The sequence below is a fragment of the Burkholderia sp. Ac-20365 genome, from assembly GCF_017104715.1.
In the GTDB taxonomy this organism is placed as follows: Bacteria; Pseudomonadota; Gammaproteobacteria; order Burkholderiales; family Burkholderiaceae; genus Paraburkholderia.
The window spans coordinates 82,773-96,856 of record NZ_JAAGPI010000009.1 but is presented as its reverse complement, the minus strand read 5'-3'; the positions used below and the strand labels follow the sequence as shown (position 1 = coordinate 96,856).

Here is a 14,084-nt window from a genome sequence, read left to right as displayed (position 1 = left end):
GGCGGTTTTTTTTGTTTTGGTTTGGTTTGTCTTGCGACGCTGGGGGAGGTTTGCCTGGTTTTGCGTTGGCATCCGCGTTTTGTTTTGCCCACTTCAAGCGTTGCCCCTGTGCGGGGCGGCACTTACTTTCTTTGCCGCCGCAAAGAAAGTAAGCAAAGAAAGCGGGCTAACACCGCCCACTCTTGACCACCGCCTGAGGGCCCCCAACAGTTCCTCCACTTCAAACGGCATCACATTTGATCGATGCCCGTTGCCCGCGCTTCGAACCGGCGCCTCACCCACTCCAATCACCCGTAGCACAGCCAGCGACAGCGAATGGCTAATGCCGCCCAGGTGGCAAACTGTGTGTAGGTCGTAGTGCTTCACCCGGCAGCGTTTCTACGACACCGATCGTGTTTTTCAGTCCGGAGTGGAGCGCATAAGCCGCGATAGCCCACACACAGTTTGCCGCTATAGAACGTGGGCGATGCGATCGCGCATGTGACGACGCGGGAGTGTGAAGCGGGTGATGAGCCGATTCGAAGCGTTGGCAGCGGGCGTCTAGAAGAGCGACGCCGCATGAAGGAGAGGACCCGTTGGGGGCCCTCAGGCAGTGGTCAAGAACTGGCGGTGTTCAGCGGCTTTCTTTTGCCTACTTTTCTTTGCCGCGGCAAAGAAAAGTAGGTGCCGCCCCGCACAGGGGCGACGCGTGAAGCACCAGTAACGAAACGCGGATGCCGCAACAACAACAACAACAACAACAACAACAACAACAACAAAACCACTACTGCCCATTCAACGTATTAGTCAACTCAAGCGCCGGCTGCGTAGTATTCCCCCCCTGCGCCACGAGCAAATGAATCTGACCCGGCAGCAACTGCGTCAACGCACCCCCGATCGGCACCGACGTCACCAGCCAGTCGGCATTATTGGCGAGATTGAACGAGTTCGACTGGAAGATCGGCGTCTTATCCCCCGCCGCGGTAGCGATCAACACATACGTCCCGCCCGAGACATAAACCGAATCCTGCCCACTCGCGGGTACCGCGTTCTTGAACGACACACCCGCCAACGTCGGGCCGACACTCGTGATGCTGGTGTTGGTCGACGGCACCAGATAAAGATCGAGATTCGATGCGTTCACCGATGCGTTGAACCCACGCACACGCGCGCTGCCCGACAGCAGCCCCTTGTCGAACGGATCGTCGATCAGGCCGATGTCGGTACCCGACGAGCCCGGCACGGCGATCACCGTATATTCGTGGCCCTTCGCCACATCAGGGAACGAGCCGCTCGCAAGCGCCGTCGTGGTGCCCGTCAATGCATACGCAACCGTCGTCGCCCCTGTGTTGATGTTCGCGAAGTTCGTCACGCCCTTGTATGAGATGTTCGTCTGCAACGCGCTGCCGTTCACGAGGAAGTCGACGGCCGGGCCGCCTGGAATCGCATGCACGAAATGGATCAACGGATTCTGCAACCCGAGTTCTTTGCCGACGTCGTGCGAGCTTCCGCCGCACGCCGACACGAGTGCGGCCGCCCCGATAAGCGCCGCCATGGTCCTGATAACCTTCATTTGCCACCTCTCCCTGATTGGGCTTCAGCCCGTTGATCTGCGGCTTGCCGCCTGCGCAGAGGTGTCCGTTATGTGCGTCGACGTTATGTAGTTGTCCGTCGCGCGGGCGCCGCTGCGCGTTCAAACGGCGACGCGCCTTTCATATGTCCATGAGGTCGGGCAGCGCCGCAAGAGCACCGGTTGCCCGCACCGATTGGACGACTGCGGACAGCAATCGCTGTGCCGCATACGTTATTACCGGCAGCACGCGAATAAAGCACATCAGGCATTCAGGGTTGGAAGCAATTAGAATTTTTCCTCGGAGGTTTTACTCAGTCCCACGTGTATCGTTCGAGCGCGTCCCAACTTTACATGGTGCCTTGCATGTCTTACCCGCGGCTCTTGTCCGAACTCGATCTGGGCTTCACCCGCCTGCGCAATCGCGTCGTGATGGGTTCGATGCATACGGGCATGGAGGACCGCTTCTGGAACTATCCGAAGCTCGCCGCGTACTTTCGCGAGCGCGCGAAGGGCGGCGTGGGTCTCATCATCACGGGCGGCATCTCGCCGAATCGCGAAGGCTGGTTGCTGCCGTTCGGCGGCACGCTGAACTCGGTCTTCGATCTGCACAACCATCGCAAGCTCACGAGCGCCGTTCACGAGGAAGGCGGCAAGATCGCGCTGCAGATCCTGCATGCGGGACGCTATGGCTATCAGCCGCTCGTGGTGTCGGCGTCGGCGCTGAAGTCCCCTATCTCGATGTTCAAGCCGCGCGCGCTGACCGTTGCCGGCATCGCCCGGACCGTGCGCGCCTATGCGCGTTGCGCGCGGCTTGCGCAGCGCGCGGGCTACGACGGCGTCGAGATCATGGGCAGCGAAGGCTATCTGCTGAACCAGTTCCTGTGTCCGCGCACCAACCGGCGCGACGATGTCTACGGCGGCAGTCTCGACAACCGTATGCGCATCGCGCGCGAAGTCGTGCAGGCTGTACGTGCCGCTTGCGGCGAACGTTTCATCGTCGTGTACCGGCTGTCGTTGATCGATCTCGTCGAAGGCGGCAACACGTGGGACGAAACCGTGCAGATCGCGCAGGCGCTCGAAGCGGCGGGCGTCACGATCTTCAATACGGGGATCGGCTGGCACGAGGCGCGTGTGCCGACCATTGTCACGTCGGTGCCGCGTGCTGCCTTTGCGCCGCTGTCGGCGCGTCTGAAAGCGGCCGTTAGCGTGCCGGTGATCGTATCGAACCGCATCAACACGCCCGGAGTTGCCGAAGATCTGCTGGCGCAGGGCGCGGGCGATCTCGTATCGATGGCGCGGCCGCTGCTCGCCGATCCCGACTTCGTCGTGAAGGCCGCGGAAGGACGCGCGGACGAAATCAATACCTGTATCGCGTGCAATCAGGCGTGTCTCGACCATACGTTCCAGAACAGGCGCGCGACCTGTCTCGTCAATCCGCGCGCCGGCCGCGAGACGGAACTGGTGTACGCGCCGCTCGCCGCGCGCCAAAAGCCACGCGCTGTGGCCGTGGTCGGCGCGGGGCCGGCGGGTTTGTCGGCGGCGACGGTAGCGGCCGCGCGCGGGCATCGCGTGACGCTGTTCGATGCGGCCGCAAGCATCGGCGGCCAGTTCAATCTGGCGATGCGCGTGCCCGGCAAGGAAGAATTCAGCGAGACGATCCGGTATTTCAGCAGCCAGTTGCGCAGACACGGCGTCGACGTGCGTCTCGAAACACGCGTCGATGCCGGGCTGCTCGCCGCCGCCGCGTTCGACGACGTGATCGTCGCGACCGGCATCGTGCCGCGCCGGCCGGCGATCGCCGGTATCGACGGGCCGAACGTGCTGTCGTACGTCGACGTGCTGCGCGGCGCGCCTGTCGGGCGCCGCGTGGCCGTGATCGGCGCGGGCGGAATCGGCTTCGACGTGAGCGAGTTTCTGCTGCATCGCGCGGACGAGCCGTTGCCGCTATCGCGCGAAAGCTGGGCGGACGAATGGGGCGTCGATCTGTCTGTCCGCGAACGCGGCGGGTTGAAGGCGCCCGCCGCATGCGTGCCCGTGCGCGAAATCTGGCTGTTGCAGCGCAAGGCGGGCAAAGTCGGCGCGGGCCTCGGCAAGACGTCGGGCTGGGTGCATCGCGCGGCGCTGATTCGCAACCAGGTGAAGATGCTCGATGGCGTGGGGTATCGGCAGATCACGGCGCGCGGGCTGCTGATCGAACGTGCGGGCAGCGAGCAATGGCTCGAGGTGGATACGGTCGTCGTGTGCGCCGGGCAGGAATCCTTGCGCGATCTCTACCCCGCTACGCCGCGTTCAGCCGACGCCGGCGGGACGCGCTTTCATGTGATCGGCGGTGCGTCGGTGGCGGCGGAACTGGATGCGAAACGTGCGATCCGCGAAGGCGCGGAACTGGTCGCACGGCTGTAGCGTTGCGTAGCGTCGTGTGCGCTCGGCGGCGTCCGTTACGCCTTGCCGCGCCGCCGGTAGTCGAACCAGAACGACAACCCGACGCTCGCCAGAATCACACCCGTGGCGATGACCGTCGCGCGCGTCACCGGCTCGCCGAGCAGCAGCGCGCCCAGCGCCACGGCAACCACCGGGTTCACATACATGCAGCTGCTCGCGATGATCGGGCTCGTGTGCCGGATCAGGAAGCCGTACGCGACATAGGCGGCCATCGTGCCGATCAGCATCAGATACAGGAACGCGACAACAGGCAGGAAATGGATGTCCATCATCCGTTCGCCCGACACCCACGCGACCATCGTCGACATCGCGCCACCAAGGCCGATCTGCAGCGACGTAGACAGAAACAGGTCCGACGGCAGCTTCAGGCGCGACGCCAGATGCGCACCGCCCGCCCAGAACAGCGCGCCGCACAGGATGGCGAGACTGCCGCCCGCCGAGCCCGAGCTCTGGTCGCCATGGCTGAGGATCGCGATGCCCACCAGCCCCAGCCCGACCGCGAACCATTCGCCCCGGCCGATCTTGCGCCCCGCGATCGCCGCGATGACGGTCGCGAACAGCGGCACGGTCGCCACCATCACGGCCGCCGTGCCGGTGCCCACGGTTCGCATCCCGTAGGCGAGCATGCCGCTCGACAGTCCGACCAGCATCGTGCCGACCAGTCCGGCATTGCGGATTTCCGTGAGCGGCGGCCAGGCGGGCTTGCGCCGCATCGCGAAGATGAAAAGACCGACGCCCGCGAAGAAATTGCGTAGCCCCGACATCAGCAGCGGCGGGAACGAGCCGAGCGCCACGTGCACGGCGAGGTACGTCGAGCCCCAGACGATATAGACGACGCCTAGCGCGAGCGCGATCTGTCCGCCGTGGGACTGCGGCAGGCGGAACGGAAAACGGTTGGGAAGATTCAGCGCCACGTCAACCCGCCCATGCCGTCGATGGCGCCGCAGCCCCGCTGAACACCCACGAACGGGACGGCGGGCGCCGCAACGGTGCGGCGGCATGACGGGCAAAGCGGGCGGGCATGGCAGTAGAGCGGTAGACGACGGTGGAACGGGTGTCGGACGGCAAGGGAAACGCCAGGTCAATGGCGCAAATTGATGGCCTTCGTGATGCAGAATGCAACAACAGCAGCCAACGGACGCGAAACGCTCGCGCCGCCGTGCATTATGCAATATGTGGGCAGCGGTTCGGCAAGAGAATCGTAACTTTCGTTGCAAGGGGGACGAAAACCCCGAAACGTGTTGGCAGTCGCCCGCTGTCTGGGCGGCTGGGTCGGATGCGCGCCGCGTCAGTCGTAGCTCACCATCACCGTCACCGCGCGCGCGCCGTCGGCGCCGCTCTCGATCGACAGCGTGCCACCCGCGCTGCCCACGCGATATCCGGCGCGCGCAGACTGTGCGATGTGCGTCGCGTTGTCGGTGAATTGCGTTCTCAGCGTGCGCGGTGCCGCGATACCCTCGTCCGGATTCGTGAGCACCGCGATGTGCGCCGACGGCGATGCATTCAATGCGGGCGTCAGCATCACATCGACCGCCGATCCCTGAACCATATTTTCGCTACGGAATCCTTGATAATTATCCGAAAACCGGCTCGAAATTCCGTATGGCGGCTCCACTATTGCACCCGTGATCGTGACGGTGCCACCCGGTTCAAAAGACGCTGCCTCGACAGCTACGGGCAACAACGAACCTGTTGCAACGAGGCACGCGCCTACCGTTCCCACCATCCACTTCCAATCTTCCATTACGCAATCCTCTCAAACTGATTTTGCTTAGGCTGACTGATCAATTCCCAGCCTTGAAGGGAGGTAACGGCCCGGATCGCGCAATCTTGAATCGGATCAGCAAATATTCTCTTTTCCTGCATTCATGAGATGCCAGTCTGAGTCGAACTCCAGCACGAACCGGCCATGCAAGCTCGTTGAAAACCCTTGCGATGCGATTTCCCGGCCCGTCACCGCACGCTCGTTTCACGCTGTTGCGTCAATTTCAAGACAAGTTGCCAAACCCTGCCCGGCCAGGTTATCGTGTGCGCTGCTAACGCGGGGGTCCTGCGTTGTGCGTCGCCTGAAAGCAAACAGGCACCGCATGGCGTGGGTGAGAAATACCCTTTGAACCTGATCTGGATAATGCCAGCGCAGGGAAGCGTTCGGGCTCGCCGCTTCACCTGTCGTACCGCCTCACCCTCCTCACGCGAACCCGGTCCACTTCCCCGTCTTGTCGCGCCGTCTCGTTCTCCTGCGTAGCTGTAACGCCCCACAATTGCATGGAGAGACGCATGAACGCCAACCCGAAATTCATTTCCGCCGACGCTCACGTCGACGAAGCTGCCGTCGCGCCGCTGCCGAACTCGCGCAAGGTCTACGTGACCGGCTCGCAGCCCGATATCCGCGTGCCGATGCGTGAAATCACGCAATCGGACACGCCGACCGGTTTCGGCGGCGAAAAGAATCCTCCGATCTATGTGTACGACACATCGGGTCCGTATACCGACCCGGAAGCGACGATCGACATCCGCGCCGGTCTGCCTGCGCTGCGTCAGGGCTGGATCGAAGCGCGCGGCGACACCGAGTCGCTGCAAGGCCTGTCGAGCGAATACGGCCGCGAGCGCGCCGCCGATCCCGCCACCGCACAGCTGCGCTTTCCCGGCCTGCATCGCACGCCGCGCCGCGCGGTGCCGGGCAAGAACGTGTCGCAGATGCACTACGCGAAGCAAGGCATCATCACGCCGGAAATGGAATACATCGCGATCCGCGAGAACCAGCGCCGCGCGGAGTATCTGGAAAGCCTGAAGACGAGCGGCCCGAACGGCGCGAAGCTCGCCGCGATGATGGGCCGCCAGCATCCTGGCCAGGCGTTCGGTGCGAGCGCGTTCGGCCCGAACGGCCTGAACGAGATCACGCCGGAATTCGTGCGCGAGGAAGTCGCGCGCGGCCGCGCGATCATCCCGGCGAACATCAATCACCCGGAAAGCGAGCCGATGATCATCGGCCGCAACTTCCTCGTGAAGATCAACGCGAACATCGGCAATTCGGCCGTGACGTCGTCGATCGGCGAGGAAGTCGACAAGATGACGTGGGCGATCCGCTGGGGCGGCGACACGGTGATGGATCTCTCCACGGGCAAGCACATTCATGAGACGCGCGAATGGATCATCCGCAATTCGCCCGTTCCCATCGGCACGGTGCCGATTTACCAGGCGCTCGAGAAGGTCAACGGCAAGGCTGAAGACCTGACGTGGGAAATCTTCCGCGACACGCTGATCGAACAGGCTGAGCAAGGTGTCGACTACTTCACGATTCACGCGGGCGTGCGTCTGCAGTACGTGCCGCTGACGGCGAACCGGATGACGGGCATCGTGTCGCGCGGCGGCTCCATCATGGCGAAGTGGTGTCTCGCGCATCACAAGGAAAGCTTCCTGTACGAGCACTTCGAAGACATCTGCGAAATCATGAAGGCGTACGACGTAAGCTTCTCGCTCGGCGACGGCCTGCGTCCCGGCTCGATCTACGATGCCAACGACGAAGCGCAGCTCGGCGAACTGAAGACGCTCGGCGAACTCACGCAGATCGCGTGGAAGCATGACGTGCAGGTGATGATCGAAGGCCCGGGCCACGTGCCGATGCAACTGATCAAGGAGAACATGGATCTGCAGCTGGAATGGTGCGACGAAGCGCCCTTCTATACGCTCGGACCGCTGACGACGGACATCGCGCCGGGCTACGACCATATCACGTCGGGCATCGGCGCGGCGATGATCGGCTGGTTCGGCACGGCGATGCTCTGCTACGTGACGCCGAAGGAGCACCTTGGCTTGCCGAACAAGGACGACGTGAAGACGGGCATCATCACGTACAAGCTTGCCGCGCACGCGGCCGATCTGGCGAAGGGCCATCCGGGCGCACAGGTGCGGGACAACGCGCTTTCGAAGGCGCGCTTCGAGTTCCGCTGGGAGGACCAGTTCAACATCGGTCTAGATCCTGACAAGGCACGCGAATTCCACGATGAAACGCTGCCGAAGGATTCGGCGAAGGTCGCGCACTTTTGTTCGATGTGCGGGCCGCATTTTTGCTCGATGAAGATCACGCAGGATGTTCGCGACTATGCTGCGAAGGAAGGTATGAGCGATACCGATGCGCTCAAGAAAGGCATGGAAGTGAAGGCTGTCGAGTTCGTTAAGAGCGGGGCCGAGATTTATCACCGGCAGTGACGCGCAGGGGTGCGCTGGGGGTGGGATGGTTTTGCTCGCGGTGCGCTGTTTTTTGGTTTTGTCTTGCGACGTTGGTTTGGTTTGCCTGGTTTTGCGATGGCATCCGCGCGATGTATCTGGTTTGCTAGCGTTGCCCCTGTGCGGGGCGGCACCTACTTTTCTTTGCCGCGGCAAAGAAAAGTAGGCAAAAGAAAGCCGCTGAACACCGCCCCTTCTTGACCACCGCCTGAGGGCCCCCAACGGGTCCTCCGCTTCAAACGGCAACCTGCCTTTCACTGCCCGTTGCCAACGCTCTTATCGAGCGCCTCACCCGCTTCACACTCCCGCGTCACCACACGCGCGACCAAATCTCCCACGTTCTATGGCGGCAAACTGTGTGTCGGCTTTCGCGCCGTACACGCATTCACTCCGGACTGAAAAACACGATCGGTGTCGTAAGGGCGCCGACGCGTGAAGTACTACGACCTACACACAGTTTGCCACCTGGGCGGCCGTAACCATTCGCTGCCGCTGGCTGCGCTACGGGTGGTTGAAGTAGGTCAGGCGTTGATTCGAAGCGCGGGCAACGAGCGGGGACTGAGAGGTTGCCGTTTGAAGCGGAGGACCGGTTGGGGGCCCTCAGGCGGAGGTCAAGAACGGGCGGTGTTAGCCCGCTTTCTTTGCTTACTTTCTTTGCGGCGGCAAAGAAAGTAAGTGCCGCCCCGCACAGGGGCAACGCGTGAACCAGGCAAAACATAACGCGGATGCCAACGCAAAACCAGGCAAACCTCCCCCAGCGTCGCAAGACAAACCAAAAGCCAAAAACCAAACCAAAACCAAACCAAAACCTCACCGATACATTTAATTACCAAACCGACACTTTCCTGACAAGCCCACACAAACAGAAACGGCCTGCGGCGATACCATCGAATCACCACAGATCGGGAGCGCAACTTGCGAACCCTATCAACAGGAACATCAGGGAGAAAAGGGAGACACAATCATGAAAACCTTCCATCGAATCGGCGCGCTGGCTGCGCTCGTAGCCGTGGTAGCAAGTCTCTCCGCGTGTGACGGCATGACCACGCGGCAACGCGATACGGCAATCGGCGCGGGCGTGGGCGGTGCAGCGGGTGCGGCACTTGGCGGCAGCGCGCTGTCAACGCTCGGTGGCGCGGCCGTCGGCGGCGTGATCGGTAATCAGGTGGGCAAGTAAGCCGCCGGCAAGAACCAGATGTATCAATGCGCACGCGAAACGCGCAATACGGAATACAACAAATCGCCGTCGAAGGCGATGCAGGCAAACGGCTTCGAATCATGCGCCGGCGAAGTTGCAGACAGTCGCAGGCTCGCGTTTCGAAAGCCGAAGGGAGATGGACAGAGTCCGGCGCGCATGGACGCGCCGGACGTGTCCTGTTGCTGATCGTGCATGAAATAAGCGGTTACCACTTTGTGTCATGCACGTCGAAACGCTGACGTAAGCTTCTTGAATACGGCGCGCTAGATCAGGCACCGTAAGTTCACGAGGAGCACGTCATGAATCCGCTCGATGCAACGCTGCGCACCACTCGCGCCGTTGCAGCGCTGGCATTGTCGGGCGTGCTGTCCGGCTGCTATTACTACGCGCCGTACGGCTACTATCCCGGTTACGGATATTATTCAGGCTATCCTGCGGGCTATTCCGCAGTGCCGACTGCGGCGACGCAGCAAGAAATACCCGTCGGCCCCAACGGTACGTCCGACGTTCCCTACGACGTCGCGCAATCGTCCGCACAGACGCAATTCACGATGCCGGCCAACGGCGCGGCTACCCCGGCGTTGCCGCCAGGCTACTACGATGCCGCCCCCGTCTATGCCGCTGCCCCCGCGTATTACCCCGTCGCGTATCCCGTCTATCCATACGGCTATCCGTATTACGGCTGGCCAGGCTGGTGGGGACCATCGATTTCATTGAGCTTCGGTTATTGGGGCGGCTGCTGCGGCGGCCATTATGGCTACTGGGGACATCACGGTTACTGGGGCGGCGGCTACCATGGCGGCGGATGGGGTGGCGGCTATCACGGCGGAGGATGGGGTGGCGGCTATCACGGCGGCGGATGGGGTGGCGGCTATCACGGCGGAGGATGGGGCGGCGGCCACACATGGGCGAGCGGCGGCCATGGGCGCTCACACTGACCGATTACCTTAACGAAAGACGCAGCGCGGACGATGCAGCATCGCCCGCGTGCCACGCGTGCTACGAATCAGAACCCGCATCTATTCCCACAATGGGTTCCTGCGTTTTCCCTGCTTGACTCAGATCGCCAGCGTTCTATGCTGGCGGTTGTTTGTGCAACAACTGTTTAATTGCGTGATCCGGCGTCTCGCGCAGTCCGGTTCCCTACCCGCGCCCGTCGCCGCCTTCATCCGTCCAGCCCTGCCGCTTCGCCGCGTAGGAGCAGTCTTCGCGTCGAATCGAACAACAATGATGGAGACGTGATGTTTCACCAGCTATTGACTCCCATCGGCGACTCGCTGTTGCCATCGTTCATTGTTGCTGCATTGCCCATTCTGGTCGTACTCGTTCTGCTTGGCTGGGCGCGCCGCCCGGCGTGGCAGGCGTCGCTGGCCGGTCTCGTCGTCGGCCTGCTGATCGCCATTCTCGGCTGGCATTTTCCGGTCGGCCTCGCGCTCGATTCCGTCGCGGCGGGCGCGGTGTTCGCCTGCTGGCCCGTGATGTGGATCGTCGTCACGGCGATCCTGCTCTACAACATCGCGCGGTACTCGGGCCGCTTCGCTGCCTTCCGCATGTGGATGATCGACAATCTGCCGAACGACCGCCGCATCGTGCTCGTCGTGATCGGCTTTTCGTTTGGCGCCCTGTTCGAAGGCATCTCTGGCTTCGGTACGCCGATCGCGATCACCAGTTCGCTGCTGATACTGCTCGGTTTCCCGACGCTCGAAGCGCTCACCTTCACGCTGATCTTCAACACGGCGCCCGTCGCGTTCGGCGCACTCGGCGTACCGATCACGGTGCTCGGTGCCGTCACACATTTACCAACCGATGCCCTCGCCAAGATGGTCGGCCGCCAGTTGCCGTTCTTCGCGCTGCTGCTGCCGTTCTACGTGATCGGCGTGTACGCCGGCTTTCGCAACATGCTGCGCGTGTGGCCCGTGCTGCTGGTGTCGGGCGGCAGCTTCGCGCTCACGCAGTTCGTCACGTCGAACTTCATCAATTACAGCCTGACGGACGTGCTGTCGTCGCTCGTTTCGCTGATCCTGACAATTGCCTTCCTGCGCGTGTGGCGCCCCGCCACCGATCCCGCCTTCGCCATCAACGTCGATCGCGTGAACGAGACGCGCGGCAAGATTACGGGTACGCAAGGTTGGTATCCGTGGCTGATCGTGTCGGCGGTGGTGATCATCTGGACGATCGCGAAGATCTTCCTGATCGGCGACGTAAAAGTGCCATGGCCCGGTCTCGACAAAGCCGTCTTCATCACGCTGTACAACACGCCGTATGGCGCGATCTGGGACTTCCAGCCGCTCGCCACCGGCACGGCGATCCTCGTCGCGGCCATCATCACGGCCTTCGTGGTCGGCCTGAAACCGTCCGACTTCGGACGCGCGATCGCCGATACCTGGGTACAGACGCGCATCGCCATTCTGACCGTGGCGACGATCGTCGGCCTTGCGTACCTGATGAACTACTCGGGAATGAACTACACGCTCGGTCTCGGCGTGGCGTCCGTCGGCGCGTTCTTTCCGCTGGTGTCGGCGTTCCTCGGCTGGGTGGCGGTTTTCCTGTCGGGCAGCGACACGTCGGGCAATGCGTTGTTCGGCAACCTGCAGGTGGTCGCCGCCAACCAGCTGAACCTGAACCCGGTGCTGATGGCCGCGACCAACTCGTCGGGCGGTGTGATGGGCAAGATGATCTCGCCGCAGAACATCTCGACGGGCGTCGCGACGACCGATCTCAAAGGCAAGGAAGGCTACGTGTTCGCGAAGACTTTCAAGCATTCGATCCTGCTGACGGTGCTGCTCGGCATTCTCGTCTGGCTGCAGCAGAACGTGCTGCAATGGATGATTCCGCATTGACGCGTCTCCATTCGAACGCGGGCGGGACCCTTCGCGCCCGCGCGTTTAGCCCAGCCTCCCGAAGCCGGATTGTCGATTCTTGCTGTTTCATCTCATCGTGAAACGTTGGGCGTAAGGCCGGTGTTAACATGCCTACGCATCGCGACTCAACTGCGCGCGACACTCTCACGATGAATCCAGTCAACGTCTTACAGCTTCTGATCCTCGCCGCGCTCTGGGGCGCGTCGTTCCTGTTCATACGCGTCGGCGTGAGCGACTTCGGCGTCGCGCCATTGATGGCGCTGCGCGTCGGCATCGGCGCGCTGTTCCTGCTGATCGTACTCGTCGCACGGCGCCCGCTGCGCGAGTCGGCGGCAACCATGCGCACCCGCGCGCTGCCATTGCTCGTGGTCGGCATTCTCAATTCGGCTGCACCGTTCTGCCTGTTCGCGTACGCGGAAATCACGCTGTCGGCGGGCGTGACGTCGGTGATCAACGCAACCACGCCCCTATGGGGCGCGCTCGTTGCCTTCGTCTGGCTCAAGGACCGGCTGAGCGCGCTGCGTAGCATCGGTCTCGTGATCGGCTTCGCGGGCGTGCTGATGCTCGTATGGGATCAGATCGCCGCGCCGAGCGGCACCAACGTCTCGCCGACCACGACGGCGCTTGCTGCCGCCGCCGCGCTCGGCGCGACGCTCCTGTACGGCATTGCCGCCAGCTACACGAAAAAGCATCTGATGGGCGTCGACGCGCTCACCGTCGCGACGGGCACGATGATCGGCGCGACCATCGTACTGTTGCCGCTCGCCGCGTCGTCATGGCCCACCGTTGCGCCGTCGACGAAGGCGTGGGGCTCGGTGATCGCGATGGGTATCGCATGCACGGGCATCGCCTATCTGCTGTTCTTCCACCTGATCGCCGTGGCCGGCCCCGCGCGCGCGATCACGGTGACCTTCGTCATCCCGATCTTCGGCATCCTGTGGGGCGCGCTCTTTCTCGGCGAGCGCGTGTCGATGGGCATGGTCCAAGGCTGCGCGGTGATTCTCGTCGGCACCGCGCTCGCGACGGGCGTGATCAAGCGCATTCCGGGCTTCGGTGGACGCGGCGTGCGCGAGCGTTGCTGATTCGTCACGCTGCCTGTTGCCGCGGACAGCTATCGGCGAGGCAACAGACACATAAATCCGCAGCACAAAAAAATCGCCCGCGCTCCAAGCCTGGAGCGCGGGCGAAACCGTCGCCCTACGAGGATAGGCGACGGGGCCACCGTGACGGTCGCCGCCAGGCGCCCGTCCAGATCCCGCGAATATCAGAACAGCCACAACTGAAGCACGCGCCGCCAGGTTGACGCTCGATATCCCGCAAACACAGGCTGAATCAGGTTGTGCGGCCAGTTCCGTGAATTTCGGGACAGTTAAAAGCAGCTAGCGTGCCAACATTGCCCGCCGTGGCTTGCGTAGCGCAAGTGCTTGATTTGACGTGGGGAAAGGCGAAAGGCGGAATCTGGAGTCGCTGCATGGAGCGGGTGTTACGGCGTAACGTCACGTTACGCGCGGGCCGCGGCGGGAGCGCGGCCCGACGTGAACATCGATCAGCGTAGCCTGCGGGACTCGTGCTGATGGCGCCGCGCACGCACGGCCCGATACCTCGGCGCATCGGACGACAGCGCAACGCCGCACATCACGGCGAGCACGATCAGGCTCACAACCCACATCCAGTACGGTATGACGTCGAACATGGCCGGTCTCCTCGCGATGGTTGGACCGATCGACGGCTGAGCAAAACGCATGCACGCACGCTTCACATCCGCTAGAGGATTCCGCCGAAGCGCAACACAACGGCGATAAAA

The 14,084-nt window shown here is 62.7% G+C and carries 10 protein-coding genes and 1 riboswitch; of the genes, 6 read left to right on the top strand and 4 right to left on the bottom strand.

From position 1 onward, the window contains the following. Window positions 1–763: 763 nt before the first annotated feature. The gene (locus tag G3O01_RS18030; RefSeq protein ID WP_205806503.1) at window positions 764–1,552 is read right to left on the bottom strand and encodes a DUF4397 domain-containing protein; all 789 of its coding nucleotides are present in this window, start codon (window positions 1,550–1,552) and stop codon (window positions 764–766) included. A 363-nt stretch (window positions 1,553–1,915) separates the two neighbouring features. Between G3O01_RS18030 and G3O01_RS18025 the strand changes: the two genes are divergently transcribed. Beyond that, window positions 1,916–3,955 (top strand): NADPH-dependent 2,4-dienoyl-CoA reductase, encoded by a 2,040-nt coding sequence (locus G3O01_RS18025; RefSeq protein ID WP_205806502.1) that lies wholly within the window; start codon window positions 1,916–1,918, stop codon window positions 3,953–3,955. Between the two features lie 35 nt (window positions 3,956–3,990). Here G3O01_RS18025 and G3O01_RS18020 read toward each other — a convergent pair whose 3' ends face one another. Beyond that, window positions 3,991–4,908, bottom strand: a complete 918-nt coding sequence (locus G3O01_RS18020; protein WP_205806501.1) for an EamA family transporter — start codon at window positions 4,906–4,908, stop codon at window positions 3,991–3,993. Window positions 4,909–5,282: 374 nt separating this feature from the next. After that, entirely contained in the window at window positions 5,283–5,738 is a 456-nt protein-coding gene (locus G3O01_RS18015; protein WP_205806500.1) for a hypothetical protein, read from the bottom strand. A gap of 289 nt (window positions 5,739–6,027) precedes the next feature. Further along, window positions 6,028–6,155, top strand: a riboswitch (TPP riboswitch). Between the two features lie 116 nt (window positions 6,156–6,271). Here G3O01_RS18015 and thiC point away from each other — a divergent pair. The 5 genes from thiC to G3O01_RS17990 all read left to right on the top strand — a co-directional run bounded on the left by thiC (window position 6,272) and on the right by G3O01_RS17990 (window position 13,362). Then, the gene (gene thiC, locus G3O01_RS18010) at window positions 6,272–8,203 is read left to right on the top strand and encodes a phosphomethylpyrimidine synthase ThiC (protein WP_205806499.1); all 1,932 of its coding nucleotides are present in this window, start codon (window positions 6,272–6,274) and stop codon (window positions 8,201–8,203) included. Between the two features lie 982 nt (window positions 8,204–9,185). Beyond that, a complete protein-coding gene (locus tag G3O01_RS18005; protein WP_205806498.1) occupies window positions 9,186–9,398 on the top strand; it encodes a glycine zipper 2TM domain-containing protein in 213 nt (70 codons plus the stop codon). A 320-nt stretch (window positions 9,399–9,718) separates the two neighbouring features. Next, entirely contained in the window at window positions 9,719–10,357 is a 639-nt protein-coding gene (locus G3O01_RS18000) for a hypothetical protein (RefSeq protein WP_205806497.1), read from the top strand. A 303-nt stretch (window positions 10,358–10,660) separates the two neighbouring features. Beyond that, complete coding sequence (locus tag G3O01_RS17995; protein ID WP_205806496.1) at window positions 10,661–12,259, top strand: L-lactate permease; 1,599 nt, start codon at window positions 10,661–10,663, stop codon at window positions 12,257–12,259. A 170-nt stretch (window positions 12,260–12,429) separates the two neighbouring features. After that, entirely contained in the window at window positions 12,430–13,362 is a 933-nt protein-coding gene (locus G3O01_RS17990) for a DMT family transporter (RefSeq protein ID WP_241024057.1), read from the top strand. A gap of 464 nt (window positions 13,363–13,826) precedes the next feature. Here G3O01_RS17990 and G3O01_RS17985 read toward each other — a convergent pair whose 3' ends face one another. Continuing rightward, window positions 13,827–13,973, bottom strand: a complete 147-nt coding sequence (locus G3O01_RS17985; protein WP_205806494.1) for a hypothetical protein — start codon at window positions 13,971–13,973, stop codon at window positions 13,827–13,829. Between the last annotated feature and the right edge of the window lie 111 nt (window positions 13,974–14,084).